Annotated in this window: 15 protein-coding genes; 7 read left to right on the top strand and 8 right to left on the bottom strand. The window is 72.5% G+C overall.

The genetic code is table 11. The annotated features are described in order from the left end of the window. Window positions 1-4 precede the first annotated feature (4 nt). Window positions 5-1,054: a DUF418 domain-containing protein gene (locus AC0NH5_RS36295; protein WP_474411739.1), complete on the bottom strand. Its 1,050-nt coding sequence runs from the start codon at window positions 1,052-1,054 to the stop codon at window positions 5-7. 145 nt (window positions 1,055-1,199) lie between these two features. On the opposite strand from AC0NH5_RS36295, the gene AC0NH5_RS36290 reads away from it, so the two are divergent. Both AC0NH5_RS36290 and AC0NH5_RS36285 read left to right on the top strand, forming a co-directional pair. Continuing rightward, window positions 1,200-2,345 (top strand): sensor histidine kinase, encoded by a 1,146-nt coding sequence (locus AC0NH5_RS36290; RefSeq protein WP_474411737.1) that lies wholly within the window; start codon window positions 1,200-1,202, stop codon window positions 2,343-2,345. Beyond that, window positions 2,342-2,983, top strand: a complete 642-nt coding sequence (locus AC0NH5_RS36285) for a response regulator (RefSeq protein WP_474411735.1) — start codon at window positions 2,342-2,344, stop codon at window positions 2,981-2,983. Before AC0NH5_RS36290 ends, AC0NH5_RS36285 begins: the two co-directional genes overlap by 4 nt. Before the next feature lie 6 nt (window positions 2,984-2,989). On the opposite strand, the gene AC0NH5_RS36280 is transcribed toward AC0NH5_RS36285, so the two are convergent. Next, complete coding sequence (locus tag AC0NH5_RS36280) at window positions 2,990-4,408, bottom strand: FAD-binding oxidoreductase (protein ID WP_474411733.1); 1,419 nt, start codon at window positions 4,406-4,408, stop codon at window positions 2,990-2,992. Between the two features lie 113 nt (window positions 4,409-4,521). On the opposite strand from AC0NH5_RS36280, the gene AC0NH5_RS36275 reads away from it, so the two are divergent. Together AC0NH5_RS36275 and AC0NH5_RS36270 are read left to right on the top strand one after the other, a co-directional pair. Continuing rightward, window positions 4,522-4,908, top strand: a complete 387-nt coding sequence (locus AC0NH5_RS36275) for a DUF2750 domain-containing protein (RefSeq protein ID WP_474411731.1) — start codon at window positions 4,522-4,524, stop codon at window positions 4,906-4,908. A gap of 83 nt (window positions 4,909-4,991) precedes the next feature. Further along, entirely contained in the window at window positions 4,992-6,566 is a 1,575-nt protein-coding gene (locus AC0NH5_RS36270) for a peptide chain release factor 3 (RefSeq protein ID WP_474411729.1), read from the top strand. Window positions 6,567-6,766: 200 nt separating this feature from the next. On the opposite strand, the gene AC0NH5_RS36265 is transcribed toward AC0NH5_RS36270, so the two are convergent. Genes AC0NH5_RS36265 through AC0NH5_RS36255 form a run of 3 tightly spaced genes read right to left on the bottom strand, consistent with a single transcriptional unit; the run spans window position 6,767 to window position 9,178 of the window. Continuing rightward, the gene (locus AC0NH5_RS36265; protein WP_474411727.1) at window positions 6,767-7,552 is read right to left on the bottom strand and encodes an amino acid ABC transporter ATP-binding protein; all 786 of its coding nucleotides are present in this window, start codon (window positions 7,550-7,552) and stop codon (window positions 6,767-6,769) included. After that, window positions 7,549-8,343 carry an amino acid ABC transporter permease gene (locus AC0NH5_RS36260; protein ID WP_474411725.1) on the bottom strand — a complete coding sequence of 265 codons (795 nt, stop codon included), beginning with the start codon at window positions 8,341-8,343 and terminating at the stop codon, window positions 7,549-7,551. Before AC0NH5_RS36260 ends, AC0NH5_RS36265 begins: the two co-directional genes overlap by 4 nt. A 7-nt stretch (window positions 8,344-8,350) precedes the next feature. Then, window positions 8,351-9,178: a basic amino acid ABC transporter substrate-binding protein gene (locus tag AC0NH5_RS36255; RefSeq protein WP_474411723.1), complete on the bottom strand. Its 828-nt coding sequence runs from the start codon at window positions 9,176-9,178 to the stop codon at window positions 8,351-8,353. 143 nt (window positions 9,179-9,321) lie between these two features. Between AC0NH5_RS36255 and AC0NH5_RS36250 the strand changes: the two genes are divergently transcribed. The 3 genes from AC0NH5_RS36250 to AC0NH5_RS36240 are packed head-to-tail and all read left to right on the top strand — an operon-like array spanning window position 9,322 to window position 11,130. Then, window positions 9,322-9,843, top strand: a complete 522-nt coding sequence (locus AC0NH5_RS36250) for a GntR family transcriptional regulator (RefSeq protein WP_474411721.1) — start codon at window positions 9,322-9,324, stop codon at window positions 9,841-9,843. A gap of 10 nt (window positions 9,844-9,853) precedes the next feature. After that, the gene (locus AC0NH5_RS36245; protein WP_474411719.1) at window positions 9,854-10,684 is read left to right on the top strand and encodes a serine hydrolase; all 831 of its coding nucleotides are present in this window, start codon (window positions 9,854-9,856) and stop codon (window positions 10,682-10,684) included. A 35-nt stretch (window positions 10,685-10,719) separates the two neighbouring features. Beyond that, the gene (locus AC0NH5_RS36240) at window positions 10,720-11,130 is read left to right on the top strand and encodes a VOC family protein (protein WP_474411717.1); all 411 of its coding nucleotides are present in this window, start codon (window positions 10,720-10,722) and stop codon (window positions 11,128-11,130) included. Here AC0NH5_RS36240 and AC0NH5_RS36235 read toward each other — a convergent pair. From AC0NH5_RS36235 to AC0NH5_RS36225, 3 genes are all read right to left on the bottom strand, one after another. Next, entirely contained in the window at window positions 11,117-13,780 is a 2,664-nt protein-coding gene (locus AC0NH5_RS36235) for a hypothetical protein (protein ID WP_474411715.1), read from the bottom strand. The two genes, AC0NH5_RS36240 and AC0NH5_RS36235, sit on opposite strands and share 14 nt — an antisense overlap. 23 nt (window positions 13,781-13,803) lie before the next feature. Further along, complete coding sequence (gene rph / locus AC0NH5_RS36230) at window positions 13,804-16,395, bottom strand: rifamycin-inactivating phosphotransferase (protein WP_474411713.1); 2,592 nt, start codon at window positions 16,393-16,395, stop codon at window positions 13,804-13,806. An 81-nt stretch (window positions 16,396-16,476) separates the two neighbouring features. After that, window positions 16,477-18,546, bottom strand: coding sequence for a family 43 glycosylhydrolase (locus tag AC0NH5_RS36225; RefSeq protein WP_474411711.1), 2,070 nt, complete (start codon window positions 18,544-18,546; stop codon window positions 16,477-16,479). Between the last annotated feature and the right edge of the window lie 155 nt (window positions 18,547-18,701).

Below are 18,701 nucleotides of genomic sequence, written 5' to 3'. Positions count from 1 at the left end.
TCAGTCACCGCGCCGTGTTCGGTGACGTCGGCGAAAGCCCTGCCTCGGTGTGGCGGATAGGGGCGCGCCGCCACCAGGTCAGGCACCGCCACGCCCACTCCGCCGGGCCGTACCGGAACGAGCGCAGCCACCACGCGCTCCACACCGCCTGGATCACGATGATGGCGACCGTGAGGCCGACGATCGCGGGCAGGTCCGCGGTGCTGTCGATGCCCAGCAGCGGGCCGGCGATCAGGAACAGCACGGTCGCGCTCAGATAGTTGGTCAGCGCCATCCGGCCCATCGGCGACAGCACCGCGGAGATCGCCGGCCCGAGCGGGGTGCGCAGCAGCAGGAGCAGCCCGCAGCAGTACGCCAGACCGGTCACGATCCCGGCGAGCGGGTCGAGCAGGCTGACCCCGCCGCCCGGCCCGCCCAGCACGTTGACGAACGGCAACTCGACGTCGCGCACCGCCAGGACGATCCAGACGGCGGTCAGCGTGGCCGACACCGCGAACGCGATCGCCACCCGGCCGGTGCGGCGGTCGAGCGCGGCCGGCACGCCGAGCATGGCGAGGGCGTACCCGAGGGCGAGCAGTCCCGGGATCGGCCCGAACCCGACGACCAGCTGGGCGCCGGCGAGCAGCAGGACGAGCGCCACGGCGAGCGCGGCCCGGCCACCGAGCCGGCTCAGGGGCAGAAGAACAACCAGACCCGCGATGGCGTACGACGTGAGCGCCTCCCCGGGATGGGCGAGGAAGTGCAGGACGCCGATGCCCAGCAGCACCACCAGACGGCGGGCCAGCACGAGCCGCGGCCGATCGGTGCGCAGCGCCGCACGCTGCAGGAAGATGCCGAACCCAATGCCGAACAGGATCGAGAAGATCGGGTAGAACCGCTCGTAGAACAGCAGTTGCACGGCGTCCGGGAACTGTGCGGCCTTGCCCGCGGCCGCCCCGCGGAACACCACCTGCTGATAGATGTTGATGATCAGGATGCCGCACAGCGCGAAGCCGCGCAGGGTGTCGAGCGCGTGGATGCGCGGCCCGGCGGTGGACACGTCGATCGGCGTCATGAGTCGATCCCAGCGTCTCGGGTGCGGGCCGCCCAGCGGGGAAGGTCGCCACGTCGCCCTACTTTGGTCGTACCCCCGCAGTCGTTTGGTCGTGACCGTGAGCGCACGACGGGCCGCTTCCCGCGGCCGGCGTTACGCTGCGACCATGGGCCGCCGGCAGGCATTGCTGATCGCCGTGGACGTGGCGCTCGCCGCGGTCGCCGCGCTGATCGGCAGCGCGCTGGAGCTGTCCGATCCGGACCATGCCACCAAGCACGTCGTCGGGCCGGTCGGCGCCTACGTGGCCCTGCAGGTCACCGCCGCGGCGATGCTGCTGGCGCGCCGCCGCCGGCCGTACACCGCCGCGCTGACCATCGCCGCCCTGAGCCTGGTCGTGCCGGCCTGGGCCGCCGTACTGGTGCCGTACTCCGTCACCGCACACGGCGCGGGCCCCCGATGGCGGCAGTGGGCCGTCGTCGCGGTCCTGACGGCGGCCTTCCTGGTGGGGGCGCAGGCGTGGGCGATCGACGATCCGTACACCGCACCCGCTGTCATCCTGTTCTCGGCGCTGCTCGGCATGTACTTCCGGGCACGGCGTGGCCTGGTGGCGGAGCTGACCGACCGGGCCGAACGCGCCGAGCGGGAACGGCTGCTGCTCGCCGAGCAGGCCCGCGCCGACGAGCGGATCCGGCTGGCCGGCGAGATGCACGACGTGGTGACCCACCGGATCAACCTGATGGTGCTGCAGGCCGGCGCCCTGCGGGTCAGCACCACCGACCCGGCCACCCGGGTGGCCGCCGAGGAGCTGCGGGCGGCCGGCTGCCAGGCGCTGGCCGAGCTGCGCGACCTGGTGGGCGTGCTGCGCACCGGTGACACCGCGCCGGCCGGGACCGCCGCCCCGGCCGAGGAGCCGGCCCTGTCCTCGCTGGTCGGCGACTCCCGGGCAGTCGGCCTGCCGGTGCGGCTGACCGAGGAGGGCGATCCGGCCGTGGTGGCGCCGGCGGTGCGGCGCACCCTGTTCCGCCTCGTGCAGGAGTCGCTGACCAATGTGCACAAGCACGCGCCGGGCGCCGACGCCGAGGTGTCGATCCGTTACGGGCCGGCGGGCGTGCACGCCCGCGTCGCCAACAGCCGCCCGGCACACGGGCCCGACCCGGCGCTCACCGCGGCCGGCGGCGGCAGCGGCCTGGACGGCCTCCGGCACCGGGTGGAGGTGATCGGCGGGACGCTCACCGCCGGCGCCGAGGCGGACGGCGGGTTCACGGTGCGGGCCACGCTGCCCGCGTACGTGCCGACGGCGGCGTCCCGGTGATCCGGGTCCTCCTCGTCGACGACGAGCGGATGGTCTGCGCCCACCTGCGCACGATCCTGGCCGCCGCGCCGGGCCTGGAGGTGGCCGGCGAGGCGTACGACGGCGCCGAGGCGGTGGAGGCCACCGTCCGGCTGCGGCCCGACGTGGTGCTGATGGATCTGCGCATGCCGGGGGTGGACGGGCTGACCGCGATGGAGCGCATCGCGCGGCTGCCGGCACCGCCGCGGGTGGTCGCCCTCACCACGTTCGACCTCGACGAGTACGTCCTGCGCGCGCTCCGGGCCGGCGCGGCCGGGTTCCTGGTCAAGTCCACGGCGCCGGAGGACCTGGTCGACCTGGTCCGGGTCGCCGCAGCGGGACACACCGTGCTGTCACCGGTGGCGGCCCAGCGGCTGGCCGGCAGTACCGCCGGCGGTCAGGACGCCCGCGACCTGATCGCCTCGCTCACCGACCGCGAGGTGGAGGTGCTGACCGACCTCGGGGGCGGCCGGTCGAACCAGCAGATCGCCCGGCGCCTGCACCTGTCCGAGGCGACGGTGAAGGGGTACGTCTCGCGGCTGCTGGTCAAGCTCGGCTGCGAGAACCGCACGGAGGCCGCCCTGCTGGGGCACCGGGCCGGCCTGCGCCCGAAGAGCTGACCTGCGCTACACCAGGGCGGGCACCGCGGAGGCGAAGACGTTGCCGGGGTCGTACGCCCGCTTGGCGGCCAGCAGCCGGGCCAGGTTCGGCCCGTACGACGCCCGGGCCCGCTCGTCGTCGCCGGGGCCGAGCAGGTTCGGATAGGCGCCCGGCAGCGCCATCGGCTCCAGCGCGGTCACCACCGAGTCGGCCCAGGCCCGGTAGCGCTCCGGCGCCTCGCCGGGCGTCCACGCCGCGATCACCTCGGCCACCTGGTGCGGTGTCCGGGTGGCGAAGGCGGTGGCGCCGGGGTCGACCCGCGCGGCCGCGCCGTGGAACCGGTTGACGACCAGCGCCGAGTACGGCGAGGGCAAGGCGGCGGCCCCGTCGATCAGCGCGTCCACCACGGCCGGGGACATCTCCGGGAACCAGCGGCTGCGCAGCAGGTAATGGTTGCGATCGGAGATGTTGCCGTCGAACATCGCGAGCGCGCCCGGGTACGGCATCGGGCCGACCTGGTCCACGACGGGGTGGCCGAGCGAGCGCAGCCGCGCCACCGCCCGCTCCCCCGCGGCCAGGTCGTCGCCCGACCAGAACGGGCACAGGAACGGCAGCGCCACGCCGTCCGGGCCGGGCAGGAACCCGCACATCACGGTGAGCTCGTCCGGGGCGCCCGCCACCGCCTCCGCGTAACCGGCCAGCACCGCGGCGGCCTCGGCGACCGGGAACATCAGCATGCCGGCCAGCACGACCGGCAGCGCGTACGTCCGGTATCGCAGGCGGGTGACGACGCCGAAGTTGCCGCCGCCACCGCGCAGCGCCCACCACAGCTCGCTGTCACCGTCCGGCCCGGCCGTCACCGTGCTGCCGTCGGCGAGCACGACGTCGGCGTCCAGCAGGTTGTCGAGCGCCAGCCCGAACCGGCCGATCAGCGCCCCGTACCCGCCGACGGTCGTGAGCCCGGCCATGCCGACGCCGCTGACGACGCCGGTCGTGGTGACCATGCCGTCCGGCACGGTCACGGCGAGCAGGTCGGCCGCTGTCGCGCCGCCCTGGACGCTGACGGTCCGCGCGGCGGTGTCGGCGCGGACGCCGCGCATGCGGGTGAGGTCGACGACGAGGCCGCCGTCGGTCAGCGCCCGGCCGGCCCAGTCGTGCCCGCCGGCGCGCACCGAGAGGGGCAGGCCGGCCTCACCCGCCGCCCGGACGGCCCGGGCGACCTCGGCGGCGTCGGCGCAGCGGGCGATCGCGGCGGGCCGGTGCGTCACGGCGGCGTTCCAGACCTGCCGGGCGGCGGCGAACCCGTCGTCGCCCGGCACGATCAGGCTCTCACCCAGTTCACGGCGCAGCAGACGTGTCGCGGCGTCGGTGCCCGCGCTGATGGCGCTCATCCGGCCCTCCCGGGGTAGGCGTTCGGCGGCACGGTGACCGTACCTGTCCTTCACGCTGCGTACGGTCGTGAACACGACTGGTCAGAGATGGTCGACAGACGGCCCGGCGGGGATGACCGATACCATCGCCGGGCACACCGCACAGAATCGGCTTACTCGGAGGTCACGTGGCACCGGATGACATCTCGCGCGGTCAGGCGGAACGACTTCGCGGGCTGGACGGGGCGGCCCGGGCGGCCCGGACCTTCGAGGTGCTCGCCGACCAGGGCGTGCTGTGGGTCTGGGGCGACGAGGACGAGACGCTGTTCACCGAGGACGCCGACCGCCGGACCCTGCTGCCGATCTGGCCGCACGCGACGGTGGCCCGGCTGGAGAACGAGGGCGAGGTGGCCGGCGAGCACGCCATCCGGATCCCGCTCAAGGAGTTCCTCGCCGAGTGGCTGCCGCAGCTCGAGGAGGACGGCGCCGACATCGCGATCTTCCCGGTCGAGCTGCGCAGCGCTGCCGTCCTCACGCCCGCCGAGTTCCGGTCCCGGCTGACCGGGGCGGTATGACGCTTCCCACCAGGTCGTTACGGGGTTTCCGTCCGGTCCGCCACTAAAGTTGGAACGTTGTCGGTGTGATGGGGAGTGGATCAGTGAGTCAGAGCGTGCTGGCATCGGCGGGTGTCGCCCAGGAGGCGGTCCGCAGGCGGACGTTCGCGGTGATCTCGCACCCCGACGCCGGTAAGTCGACGATGACCGAGGCCCTGGCCCTGCACGCGCGGGTGATCGGGCAGGCCGGCGCCGTCCACGGCAAGGGCGACCGCAAGGGCGTGGTCTCCGACTGGATGGCGATGGAGCAGGAGCGGGGCATCTCGGTGACCTCGGCGGCGCTCCAGTTCGCCTACCGCGACACGGTGATCAACCTGCTGGATACTCCCGGGCACGCCGACTTCTCCGAGGACACCTATCGGGTGCTCACCGCGGTGGACAGCGCGGTCATGCTGCTGGACGCCGCGAAGGGCCTGGAACCGCAGACGCTGAAGCTGTTCGAGGTCTGCCGGCAGCGCGGCATCCCGGTGATCACCTTCATCAACAAGTGGGACCGGCCCGGCCTCGACGCCCTCGCCCTGATGGATGAGATCGAGCAGCGGATCGGGTTGCGCCCGACCCCGCTGACGTGGCCGGTCGGCATCGCCGGTCAGTTCCGCGGCGTCATCGACCGCCGCACCGGCGTGTTCACCCGGATGGAGCGCGCACCCGGCGGCGCCGACCTCGCCATCGAGGAGGAGATGACCGCGGCCGAGGCGGCCGAGCGGTACGGCGCGGACTGGGCGGCCGCGACCGAGGAGCTGGAACTGCTCGAGGCCGAGCACGACCAGGCCACCTTCCTGGCCGCGACCAGCACCCCGGTGCTGTTCGGCGCGGCGGTCGCGAACCTGGGCGTACGCCAGCTCCTGAATGTTCTGGTGGAACTGGCGCCGCCTCCCTCGGCGCGACCCACCGCGGCCGGCGCCGACCAGCCGGTCGACGGCTCGTTCTCCGGGTTCGTCTTCAAGATGCAGGCGAACATGAACCGCGCCCACCGCGACCAGGTGGCGTTCGTGCGGATCAATTCCGGTCGCTTCGAACGCGGCATGATCGTCACGCATGCGGGCACCGGCCGGCCGTTCACCACGAAATACGCCCAGCAGATGTTCGGGCAGTCCCGTGACACCATCGACGAGGCGTACCCGGGTGACGTGGTGGGCCTGGTCAACGCCACCGCGCTCGGCATCGGCGACACCCTCTACGCCGGCAGCCCGGTGCAGTACCCGCCGCTGCCGTCCTTCCCGCCGGAGCACTTCGCGGTGGTGCGCACCTCCGACACCGGGGCCTTCAAACGGTTCCGCCGCGGCATCGAGCAGCTCGACGGCGAGGGCGTCGTCCAGGTGCTGCGCTCCGAGCAGCGCGGCGACCAGGCGCCGGTGTTCGCCGCGGTGGGACCGATGCAGTTCGAGGTCGCCACCCACCGGCTCGAGGCGGAGTTCGGCGTCAAGGTGCAGCTCGACCGCCTGCCGTACGAGGTGGCCGCCCGCACCGACGAGGCCGGCCGGGAGATCCTGCGCTCCGAGGCGAACGTCGAGGTGATGACCCGGGTCCGCGACGGCGCGCTGCTCGCGGTCTTCCCGCACAAGTGGCGGATGCGCACGGTGGCCGGCCGTTACCCCGACCTCCGCCTCGACGCCTGACACCTACGCCGCAACCGCCCGACCCGAGCGTGGTGACTTGGGGTGCACACGGAACCCGAAATCACCACGCTCGAACTACTACCCCGCTGCGTGGGGACTTGGGGTGCGTTTCGAACCCCAAGTCCCCACACTGGCAGTGGCGGGTCGGTGTGTGGGGACTTGGGGCGCGTATTGGACCCCAACTCCCCACACTGGGGTTGTCAGGTGGGTGGGTGGGCGCGGATCTCGGTCTCGCTGACCTTGGCGGGTTCGAGGACGCGGTGCAGGAACTCGCGGGTGCGCTCCTCGCGCGGGCTGCCGAACACCTCCGCGGGCGGGCCCTGCTCGACGATCACCCCGGCGTCCATGAAGACGACGCGGGAGGCGACCTCGCGGGCGAACGCCATCTCGTGGGTGACCACGAGCATGGTCATGCCCTCGGCGGCCAGGCCGCGCATCACCGCGAGCACCTCCCCGACGAGTTCGGGGTCCAGGGCGCTGGTCGGCTCGTCGAAGAGCATCAGCTGCGGGTCCATCGCCAGCGCGCGGGCGATGGCGACGCGTTGCTGCTGGCCGCCGGAGAGCTGGGCGGGGTAGGCGCCGGCCTTCTCGGCGAGGCCGACGCGGTCCAGGTTCGCCGAGGCTATCCGGGCGGCCTCGGCGCGGCTGCGTTTGAGGACGCGGCGCTGGGCGATGGTGACGTTCTCCCGGACGGTGAGGTGCCCGAAGAGGTTGAACTGCTGGAAGACCATGCCGATGCCGCGGCGGACCGCGTCGATGTCGCAGTCCGGGTCGGTGACTTCGACGCCTGCCACCCGGATGGCGCCCGCGGTGGGCTCCTCGAGCAGGTTCACGCAGCGCAGCAGCGTGGACTTGCCGGATCCGGACGGGCCGATGACGCAGACCACCTCGCCGGGTTCCACCGTCAGGTCGATGCCGCGCAGCACCTCCAGCTTGCCGAACGACTTGTGCAGGTCACGGATCTCGATCGTGGACATCGCGGTCATCTCTCCTTCGCGGCCCGGCGCTCCAGCCCGCGGACCACCTGGGACAGCGGGAGGGTGATCACCAGGTAGAGCAGCCCGGCCACCACCAGCGGCGTCGGGTTGACCCGCGTGTTGAGGGTGTCCCCGGCGAACTTGGTCAGTTCGATCGTCGTCGACGTGACGCCGAGGACGTACACCAGGGAGGTGTCCTTCGTCAGAAGGATGATCTCGTTGGTCAGCGGCGGGATGACGATGCGGAACGCCTGCGGCAGCACGATGGAGACCATCGCGCGGGGGTGCGACATCCCGAGCGTGCGGGCGGCCTCCAGCTGTCCTTTCGGTACGGCCTGGATGCCGGCCCGGATGGTCTCCGCCATGTACGCCGCGGCCGTCAGGCCGAGGCCGACGGTGACCGAGCCGTAGACGCCGCCGGGGATCTCCCGGTCCGGGAAGGCCAGCGGCACGCCGTAGCCGACCATGAACAGCACCAGCAGTGCGGGAAGGCCGCGGAACAACTCGATGTAGGCGGTGGCGAACCAGCGGTACGGCAGGATCGACGACAGCCGCATCAGCGCGAGGACGAGCCCCAGCGTGAGGCCGAACACGAACGCCAGCAGCGTGTAGACGATGGTGTTGCGCAGGGCGACGGTGATCGCCTCGGGGAACATGTCCTGGGCGATGTCGCGCCGGAAGAACGCCTCGGACAGGCTGCCCCAGTCCGCGGCGGCGGCCACGGCGAGGATCGCCAGCACGAACACGACGTAGCCGGCGACGCGGAGGATCCGCCGCCGCCGGCGTGGAGTGAGCTTCATGTCGGGATCAGGCAGCCGGTTTCGCGCCGATCCAGGTCGCATAGATCTTGTCGTACGTGCCGTCGGAGCGGGCCGCGGCGAGCGCCTCGTTGACGGTCTTGAGCAGCTCCGCGTTGCCCTTCTTGACGGCGAAGCCGTACTGCTCGCCGGTGTCGAAGCCGGCCGAGACGACGACCTTGCCGGGGTTGGCCTTGATGTACTCGTTCCAGACCGGCAGGTCGTTGACCGCGCCCTCGATCTGGTTGGTGGCCAGCGCCTGCTGCAGCGCGGCGAGGTCGCGGTAGGAGACGACCTTGACGTCCAGGCTCTTCTCCTTCACCTGGGCGTTGATGTACTCCTCGCCGGTGGTGCCGCCCTGCACGCCGAGGCGCTTGCCGGCCAGTTCCTCCAGGCCCTTGACCTCCTTGCCGGTCTGCACGGCGAGCGCCTGGGTGGCGTCGAAGTACGGCTCGGAGAAGTCCAGCACCTTCTTGCGCTCGTCGGTGATGGTCATGCCGGCCGCGGCCACGTCACACTTGCCGGAGTTGAGGTCGGCGCCGGACTTGATGCCCTCGAACGGCGTGTCCACGATCTCCTGGGTCACGCCGAGCTTCGCGGCGACCAGGTCGATCAGCGCGACGTCGAAGCCGACCACCTTGCCGCTCTGGTCCTTGGACTGGAAAGGCGCGTACGGCAGGTGGGTGCACGTGGTCAGCGCCCCGGCCTTGACCAGCGGCACGCCGCCCTCGGTGGTGCCACCGGTGTCCTCCTTGGCGCAGCCCGCGACGCCGCCGATCACCAGCATCGCAGCGGCCGTCAGCACGGTCGCCCGACGGGCTCGTCCCCGCATGTTCATGTGTCTCTCCTGGTTCCGTCCACGCCCCGGTGGGCCCTGCCAGGCTAATCCACCGGGGTGCATATCGAGCGGCGCCACGATGGTCTTGACACGGCTGCAACACTCGTGAACATGCAAACCACTAATGGACCGACTGACTCGCGGTGATCAGTTTCCGGATCGACCGGCGATCGGGGACGGCGGTGTACGCGCAACTCGGCGAGCAGGTGCGGCACGGCGTGCGGACCGGGCGGCTCGTCGCCGGCGACCGGCTGCCCACCGCCCGCGAGGTCGCCGAGCGGCACGGCGTCAACCCGAACACGGTGCTGCGGGCCTATCGGGACCTGGAGGCGGAGGGCGTGGTCGAGGTGCGGCAGGGAAGCGGCACCTTCGTCCGCGCCGCGCCGCCCGAGATCGACGTCACGCACCTGCGTGCGGACCTGATCGGGTGGGCGGCCCGGGCCCGGGCGGCGGGCCTCGACCTGGCCGGTGCCCGAGCCCTGGCCACCGACACGCTGACCGACGCCTATCAGGAGGAGCGACTCGACGGCGAGAACGGCGCCGCACCGGCGGCGCGGCAGGAGCGGCTCGACGGCCGGGACGGCCTCGCACCGGCGGCGCCCGGGCCGTCCGGTGAGAGACGATGCCGCTCCGGCGGGGTGTCGCAGGAGGATCGACGGTGGTAGAAACGCTCCGGTGAAACGAGTTCAGCTGCTCGCGGCCGCGGTCGCTGTCATGGTCGTCGGCGGGGTGGCCATCGGCCTCGGCGCGACCGGAGCCTTCCCGTTCGGATCGAGCGAGTGGGAGAAACGGGGCGCCGCCCTGGAGACGGCGCTGGCCGGCCTGGCCGGCGGCGACCCCGGCTTCTCGGTGGCGGTGCTCGACAAGGTGACCGGGGAGCAGTTCTCCTACCGCGGGTCCGAGCAGTTCGACACGGCGAGCGTGGTCAAGACGTCGATCCTGACGTGCGCGCTGTTGCAGGCCCAGGACGAGAAGCGCGAGCTGACCACCGAGCAGCGGGACCGGGCCGAGGCGATGATCCGGGCCAGCGACAACGACGCCACCACCGCGTTGTTCGAGGAACTCGGCGGGGCCGAGCAGCTCACCCGCTGCAACGAGCGGATCGGGTTGCGGGAGACCACCGTGGCCAAGGCGTGGGGTCTGACCAGGACGACGGCCGACGACCAGGTCCGCCTCCTGGGTTACCTGGTCACCGACGACAGCGATCTGCGGGTGGCCGGCCGGCAGTACGTCCTGGACCTGATGCAGTCCGTCAACGAGGACCAGTCCTGGGGCGTCCCGTCGGCGGCCCGCGGCGACGAGCAGACCGCCGTCAAGAACGGCTGGGACACCCGCAGCGACGACGGCGGCCTCTGGGTGGTGAACTCGATCGGCCGGGTCGTCTCCCCCGACCGGTCCACCAACGTCTCGATCGCCGTGCTCTCGCACCACCACAAGACCAAGGAGGACGGCGTCGCCCTGGTCGAGAAGGTCGCCGGGCTGACCCGGGAGCACCTGCAGTACTAGCCGGGGCGTGATCGTTGCTGTGGCAGGATCGCCGCATGCTCCGACTCACCGATTTCATCATCGACTGCCCGGACACGATGAAGCTGGCGGCCTTCTATTCGGAGGTGACGGGCCGGCCGGTAAAAGCGGGCAGCGACGAGAAGTGGGCCGGTATCCGGTTCGGCGAGATCGAGCTGGCCTTCACCGCGGTGGCGGATTACCGCGCCCCGCGGTGGCCCGACGGCGAGCACCCCAAACAGTTCCACCTCGACTTCGAGGTCGACGACATCGAGGCGGAACACCGCCGCGTCCTGGCCCTCGGCGCGACCCTGCGCCAGGACTTCATCGGCCCCGACGGGTACGGCTGGCGCGTCTACACCGATCCCGTCGGCCACCCGTTCTGCCTCTGCCGCAACAGCGGTGTCACGTGGACCGACCAGGGCCCCGTCTGGCCTAAGGGTCGGTGACCACCCCGATCATCGGCGCCATCTCGGCGAACACGTTCGTCAGCTCGATCCGCTCCTCCGGCTCGGTCAGATCGTCGGTGACGGTCGGCACGGTGAGTTCGCCGGTGGTCGAGCCGGGCGGGATCTCGATCCACGGGGTCAGCTGCGTCTGCGACAGCGGGCGGGACGGCTCGGCCGCCTCCCAGGAGTACTCGAAGAACCACTCCGGGTCGACGTCCGTGGTGGACAGCTCGGCCCCGGTCGCCGGCGCCCGCGGGAGCCCGAGGATCGGGTACGGCGTCTCGGACGGCGCGGACATGGTGATCCGCCAGGTCAGCGTGCCGCCCTCGGTCACCCGGGCGAGCGCGGGGTCGACGGTCAGCACCGGTTCCGGGTCGTCGTTGACCACCTCGGCGCCGCCCAGGTAGTCGCCGATCACCAGGTCGCGCTCCGCCTTGGCGAGCAGGTACGTGAACTCGCCGCTGGCATGCACGGTGTCGCCGGTGACCTCGACCGGGACCTCGACGGCGCGGTCGCCGGGCCGGACCGTGGCGAGCCAGGAGGTGGTCGCGGCGGTCACGCTGTCGTGCAGGAAGAACCGCAGCACCCCGCCGCCGTCCCCGGTGACGGTCACCGGCACCTGGTAGGTCTTCGTGCCGGAGTCGCCCTCGGCGACCGACACCTGACCGAGGTCGATCCGCGGCAGCGCGCGGGTCTGCGGGCTGGGCGTGCCCGGGTTCCAGGCCCAGGCGTCGAGCAGCCACGCGCGGCCGGACCCGGTGCGCGGGGTGAACTCCAGCGCGGCGATCCGGGTCGCGCCCCGCAGCGGCACCCGGACCTCCTGACCCCAGTACGACGTGGTGCGGTCGGTGCCGGGCAGGCCGTCCAGCCGCACGTCGCCCAGGGCGGTGCGGCGCCCGCCCGGGTCGACGGCCGTCACGCCGAGGGTGGTGCCGGCCGTGTTCGGCGGCACGATCACGCGCAGCGCCAGTTTCTGCCGGCCGGACACGGTGATCGGGGCCCGCGGGGTGAACCGGATCGGGGCGCCGGCGGTGGACCAGGCGAGTTCGGCGGCGTACCGGCCCGCCTCGGGGATCAGCGGGCCGAAGGTGGTGAAGTGTGCGAGGTACGCGTCGTCGTCCGCCGGGTCCAGACAGGACCGCGAATCGTCGCTGACCTGGTGGCAGATCCGCCCGGCGCCGGACACCCGGACGTCCGGGCCGGGCAGCAGCACCGCGGAGCGCCGCCCGCCGAGCGCGTGGCTGAGCACCCGGGCGGGGTCGGCCGAGGGCGCCCGGGCGCCGCTGCCGTCGAGCAGCGGCAGCACCCGGTCGTCGCCGGACACGAACAGCCGCGCGGCGGCGGCGATGTAGGTGGCGCCGGCGTCCTGCTGCTGGGCCGGGGTGAGCCGGGTGGCGGTGCCGGGTGAGCAGACCGGGTCGTACTGCCCGCGGCGGTCGAAGTCGTCGATCGACGGGGCGGCCGACTGGCCCGGCGTCCACTCGGTGTTGAAGAAGTTGTGGTTGGCGCCGATCATGTAGACCGCGCTGTGCAGCGCCCGGCCCCGGCTGACGCCCCGCGTCTCGTCGACGAACATCTGGCCCTGCTGGTCGGAGACGTCGCCGTCGCAGCCGGGCAGGACCGTCACCGACGGCACGTCCGGCACCGGGTCGTGCCCGAAGATCGTCGGGGCGAGCAGCAGCAGGCCGCGGATGGTCCACGGGGCCCGGTCCCGGGGTTCGCCGGGCGGTGGCGTGAGGCTGTCCATGGCCGCACGGCTCACGCCTTCGCCGCCGCGCGAGTGACCCATCAGGAACACTTCGGACAGGTCGGCGCGCGGCGCCTGCCGGACGATCGCGGGTGCCGACGCCCGGCCCGCTCCCGCCCAGCCGGCCCACCGGGCGAGGTGTTCCCGGACCAGCGTGGAACGGGCTTGCGCGCCGCCGTCGTCGAGCAGCCAGTCCTGGCCGTTGATCCCGTTCGCCGAGATGGAGACGGTCACGTAGCCCTGCGACGCGAGCAGCCGCTGGGCCTGGAGGTAACCGCGGTAGCTCGGGATCGGCTCGTCACCGGGCGCGCACGGCCAGTCCTGCGGCACGTCCTCGGTGCCTCGGTAGCAGACCGCGTGGCGGCCGTGCAGGAACAGCGCGAGCGGCCGGGCGCCGGGGGCGCCGCGCGGGGCCACCACGACCGCCCGCATCTCGGTGGGGGCGTAGAACTCCGGCAGGTCGATGCCGGGCAGGTCGTACTCCCCGGTGATGACGGAGTACGGCCCGGGGACGCCGGGATCGACGGCGCCGGCCGGCCCGGGCGACGGCGCGGCAACCGGCGGGGCGGCCCGCCGGTCGGCGGGCGGCGGGGCCTGGTCGATGCGGCGGCCGCCGGCCTTGACCGAGAGGTCGGCCAGGCTGCCGGCGTCGCTCAGGTCCAGGGCGAAGGTGCGGCCGTCCGGCAGCGGGCGGGGCCGGCCGAGGAGCCGGTCACCGGAGAAGAACTCGACGGCGGCGTCCGCCATCGGGACGCGCTCCGCCGACCGCCAGACCAGCTTGCCGTCGGCGACCGACCACCCGCCGGCCGGGGGTGGATCGCCGGGCACGGCAGCTGCCACCGGACCGGTCGCCGACACCACCAGGGTCGCGGCGAGCGCGACCATCACCAGGAGTCTCCGCATGCATCACTGTCTATCTCATCCGGTCAACCCAGGATCTCGACGTAGCCGTCCGTCCCGTGCACGCGGATCCGCTGTCCGTCCCGGATCAGCCGGGTCGCGTTCTGCACGCCCACGACGGCCGGCAGCCCGTACTCCCGGGCGATCACCGCCCCGTGGGTCATCAGGCCGCCCACCTCGGTCACCAGCCCCGCGACGGTGACGAAGACCGGCGTCCAGCTGGGGTCGGTCCAGGCGGTGACCAGGATGTCGCCGGCTTCCAGGGTGGCCTCGGCCAGGTCCGGGACGACGCGCGCCCGGCCCTCGACCGCCCCGGCGGACACCGGCAGCCCGGCCAGCGCGCCGGCCGGCAGCCCGGCCCGGCGGTAGGCGCCGGTCAGCATCTCGCCGTCGGAGGTGAGCACCCGCGGCGGCGTGAGCGTCCGGTGCCACGCGAACGCCTCCTTGCGGTCACGCAGCAGGCGCTCGTCCACCCGGCGGGTGCGCACCAGGTCGTACAGCTCGGGGTGATCGAGATAGAAGATGTCGTCCGGCTCGCCCAGCGCACCCGCCGCCACCAACCGGCCGGCCTCGCGCAGCAGCGCCTGCTTGTAGACCTGGTAACGGCCGATCATGTGGTATTTGGGATATTCGCGGTAGCCGTTGAAGGTCCGGACCCGGTCGATCATGCGCTTCGTCTCGGTGGCCCGGCGCTCGCCGTCGGGCCCGGTGCGCAGGCGGGCCAGCACGTCCTGCTCCTTCGCCCAGGCCTCGCGCCGGCCCCGCTCGAACAGCCGCTCGCGCTCGCCGGGCGCGAAGTTGGCGACGTTGCCGAGGATCATCGGCAGGATCGTGGCCGGCCGCTCGCTCCAGCGCGGCCGGCTGATGTCGATCTCGCCGACGCACCGCATGCCGTACCGGTCCAGGAACGCGCCGACGGCGCCGGCGGCCTCCGGACCGCCCGGCAGCCCGGCCAGCCCGGCCAGGAAGTCGTCCCCGGCGCCGCGCAGGAAGGCCACCACCTCGGGGTACGGGCGGATCACGTCCGCGACGTCGAGCAGCGCCAGCCCCATCTCCGAGGTGACGTTGCCGGGGACCGACTGGCTGAGCGTGTCGGCCGCGTTCTTCTCGCCCAGCCACTCTCCCAGGTGATCGTTGAGCCACCAGGTGGCTTCCATCCCGGCCATGATCACCTGATAGCTGCGCGGCGCGAACAGCGTCCGCTGCAGCTCCTTCAGGTCGGCCCGGATGAAGTCCAGCAGCTGCGCACCCTCGTGGGCCAGGATGTCGCGCTTCAGGGCGGCGAGGGCCGCCTCGTGCTGCGCGACCAGCTCGGTGACGAGGGCCGGATCCGCCTCGATCAGCTCCGGCGGCCCGCCGGCCGGTGCGGCGGGCGGACCGTCGTCCGGCAACGCCGGGAGGAAGTCGCCGCGGTCGATCAGGCCCTGCACCGCGTCGCCGATCAGCGGATCGGCACGCCGCATGGCTTCCACGACCGCTGCGCGGGTCGCCGGGGCCGCCAGCCGTGGGGTGATGTCGACGAACAGCCGGCCGCCGGCGTCGCGCATGTCCCCCGGTGACGTCAGCTTCCACACCGCCAGCCCGAGCGGTTTCATCGCCTCGGTCATCATCTGCTGGTGCCCGACGGAGATGTAGACGTGGTTCTCGCCGTCGCCGGCCGCGGGGACCGGGAACAGGGTGGTGACCGGCCGGCTCTGCACGATCGTGAACCGGCCGCCGGCCAGGCACCACTCGATGTCCTGCGGCTCGCCGAAGTGCGCCTCGATCCGCCGGCCGAGCTGCTCGAGCCGCAGGATCTCCGCCTCGGTCAGCACCGGTTGACGCTGACGCTCCCCCTCGATCGCCCGTCGTTCGGTCCCGCCGCCGGGCAACGGGTGGACGGCGAGGCGTTTGACGGCGACGGCCCGCTCCACGACCGCGCCGTCGCGCACCTTGTAGACGTCCGCGTTCACCAGCCCGGAGACGAGGGCCTCGCCGAGCCCGAACCCGGCGTCGATCGAGGTGACCCGGCGGTTGCCGGTGACCGGGTCGGCGGTGAACAGGATCCCGGCCGCCGCCGGCAGCACCATCCGCTGCACCACCACGGCCATCCGCGCCGCCCGCGCATCGATGCCGGCGCGCAGCCGGTAGGTGACGGCCCGCTCGGTGAACAGCGAGGCCCAGCACCGCCGGACGTGGTCGAGGACCGCCGCCGGCCCCACCACGTTGAGGTAGGTGTCGTGCTGCCCGGCGAAGGAGGCCGCCGGGCCGTCCTCCGCCGTGGCGCTGGACCGCACCGCCCAGGCGGCCTGCTCTCCCACCCGGGTGAGCCGTTCGGTGACGGCCGCCGCCAGGCCGGCCGGCATCTCGGCCTCCTGGAGGGCCCGGCGGGCCTGCTCGCTCAGTGCGGCGATCGCCTCCCGGGCGTCCGGCCGCAGACCGGCCAGCCGGTCGAGCAGCCCGCCGAGCGACGGCGTCGCCGCGAGGACCCGCTCATAGGCGCCGGTCGTCACGCAGAAGCCCGGCGGCACCTCGACGCCGTCGATCCCGGTCAGCTCGGCCAGACGCGCGCCCTTGCCACCGGTGGTGGCGGCGCGCGCCCGGTCGAGCTCCTCGATGTCCAGGACGTAGTCAGTCACCCGGCGATTCTGCGGGACGTCGGGGGTCTTGCCGCAAGCCCCGCCCTCCGGTATATCTTGACAATGAGGGCAGGTTGTGGATTATGGCGCGGCTAGGTCGAACCGGTTCACGGTGACCGCGCCCCCCAGTGCCGTGGTGGCGTGATTGAAGATGCCGAACCGGTACCCCATGAAGAACTGCCAGGCGTTGTTCAGCGTGAACGCCGGTCCCAGCGTGGTGAACGTCGTGCCGTTGGTGCTGTAGGAGAACGTGGCGGTGCGCCCGGAGCCGGGTCTGATGTCGGCGGTGACCCGCAGCCAGATCCGGCCGCCGGAAACGCCGGCGCCGGCCTGTTCGGTGCCGGTTCCGGTGGTGGCCCAGCTGGAATTCATGGTCAGACCGTTCGTCATGGACACCCGGGTGGCGCCGTTGTCCTTGCGCACGCCGATCCAGGCCGAAGAGTCGCGCAGCATGGCCAGCCCGGCGCGGTCACCGTTGGCCATCGCCGAGTAGTCCAGCTCGATGGTGGCGGTCGACGACGGGCCCTGGATGCGGTGGGTCAGCGTGTTCCGCGCGTTGTAGAGGTCGTTGGTGACCGTGGCGGTGGACAGTCGCAGCCCGTTGCCGACACTGAACCGGCTGGTGTCCGGGTTGTGGTTCCACTCCCAGCGGTGCCCGAGCGTGGGGCCGGTGAAGGTGTCCGGCCCGATCATCGACCGGACCGTCTTCGAGGTGGTGATGTTCGGCCGGGGGTAGGTGGCGCCCCACCGGCCGTTGACGGTGGTCAGGACCGGCCAGTCGCCGCTCCAGGTGATCGGTGCGAGGGTCGGCACCCGGCCGCCGGGATAGGCGTCGGTGAACGCCATGTACCACCAGTCGCCGTTCTGCGTCTGCACCAGGCCACCCTGGTGCGGCACCCCGCCGCCGGAGATCGGGCCGGGCAGGTCGAGCAGCACCTGCCGCTGCTCGTACGGACCCCACGGGCTGGTCGAGCGGAGCACGTACTGGCCGTTGGCGGGACGGGTGAGCCAGATGTAGTAGTAGTTGCCGCGCTTGTACATCCGGGCGCCTTCGAGGGTGCCGATGCTCGACGGTGTGGTGTAGACGGTCTGCGAGCGCACCTGGGACGTCAGGTCCGGTGCCAGCTGGGCGACGCTGATCGTGCCGTTGCCGTACGCGACGTACGGGGTGTCGTTGTCGAACATCAGCCCCGCGTCGTAATAGCAGTTGTTGATCCGCGCCTTCTTCGACCAGGCCCCGTCGACCGCCGCGGCGGTGTAGACGTAGGTGCGGTTGAACTCCGTGCAGCCCAGCCAGTAATAGGTGCTGTTGCTGGGCCGGTAGTTGAACGCCGACGCCCAGATCCCCTTGACGTAGGCCCGGCCGCCGGACAGGTCGTAGGCGGCGTTGTCGAAGTCCAGCCGCGGCACCGAGTGCCCCGCGTACTCCCAGTTGACCAGGTCGTAGGAACGCAGGATCGGCGCGCCGGGCGAGTAGTGCATGGTCGACGCCGAGTAGTAGTACGCGTCGCCGACCCGGATGATGTCGCCGTCGGCGAAGTCCTGCCACACCACCGGGTTGGTGAACTGACCGGTGCTGCCGCCGGTGCCCACCCGGACGAGCTGCCACTGCTGGTTGGCGCCGCCCCAGTCGGAGTACTGGACGATGTTCGCGCCGTCGGCCGTGGAGGCGCCCTGCACCTCGACCGCCTTGTTGCTGTTCCGGTTGATCAGCCGGACGTGCCCGCCGTCCGAGTCGGCGAGCCGGAACTGCTGGTTGGTCCCGTTCCCGTCGGCCCACTGCACGATCGAGCCACCGTCGGCGGTGGAGAAGTTGTGGACGTCGAGCACCTTGCCGGAGTGCCGCGATCGGAGCCGGTAGTAGCCGCCGCCGGAGTCGACGAACTGCCACTGCTGCTGGGCGCCGTCGTTGCGGGTCCACTGGGTGATCCGAGCACCGTCGTTGGTGGCCAGGTTGTAGACGTCGAGGGCCTTGCCGCTGGTCCGGTTGACCAGCACGTACCAGGCGCTGGTGTCCACCGTCGCGGCGGACGCCGGCGGCGCGGTCACCACCGCGAGCACCCCGCCGGTCACCGCGAGGAGGAAGGCCGCCACCGCCGCCGGCCATCGCCGCCGCCGGGAGGCCGGTGTTGTCGTTCCGATGTCGCCCATCACCACTCCTTGGTCGGGTGAACCGCGGTGGCCCGGTGTCGCGTACCGGGCCACCGCGGGGTCAGGACCGTGTCACACGGTCAGCGTTGGCGGGTCAGCAGGCCCGGCCGGTACGGCAGCAGGCCGTAATCGCCGCCGGAGTTGGGCGAGCGGCC

The organism is Actinoplanes sp. 13, from assembly GCF_056134165.1.
Note: the sequence above shows the minus strand (reverse complement) of the source record. Positions and strands in the feature narration are given on the sequence as shown.

Excerpts from the sequence above, each read along its gene's own strand:
- AC0NH5_RS36295 (WP_474411739.1), bottom strand. The coding sequence starts at position 1,054 with ATGACGCCGATCGACGTGTCCACCGCCGGGCCGCGCATCCACGCGCTC.
- AC0NH5_RS36290 (WP_474411737.1), top strand. The coding sequence starts at position 1,200 with ATGGGCCGCCGGCAGGCATTGCTGATCGCCGTGGACGTGGCGCTCGCC.
- AC0NH5_RS36265 (WP_474411727.1), bottom strand. The coding sequence starts at position 7,552 with ATGACCGCGATGTCCACGATCGAGATCCGTGACCTGCACAAGTCGTTC.
- AC0NH5_RS36260 (WP_474411725.1), bottom strand. The coding sequence starts at position 8,343 with ATGAAGCTCACTCCACGCCGGCGGCGGCGGATCCTCCGCGTCGCCGGC.
- AC0NH5_RS36255 (WP_474411723.1), bottom strand. The coding sequence starts at position 9,178 with ATGAACATGCGGGGACGAGCCCGTCGGGCGACCGTGCTGACGGCCGCT.
- AC0NH5_RS36240 (WP_474411717.1), top strand. The coding sequence starts at position 10,720 with ATGCTCCGACTCACCGATTTCATCATCGACTGCCCGGACACGATGAAG.
- AC0NH5_RS36235 (WP_474411715.1), bottom strand. The coding sequence starts at position 13,780 with ATGCGGAGACTCCTGGTGATGGTCGCGCTCGCCGCGACCCTGGTGGTG.
- AC0NH5_RS36225 (WP_474411711.1), bottom strand. The coding sequence starts at position 18,546 with ATGGGCGACATCGGAACGACAACACCGGCCTCCCGGCGGCGGCGATGG.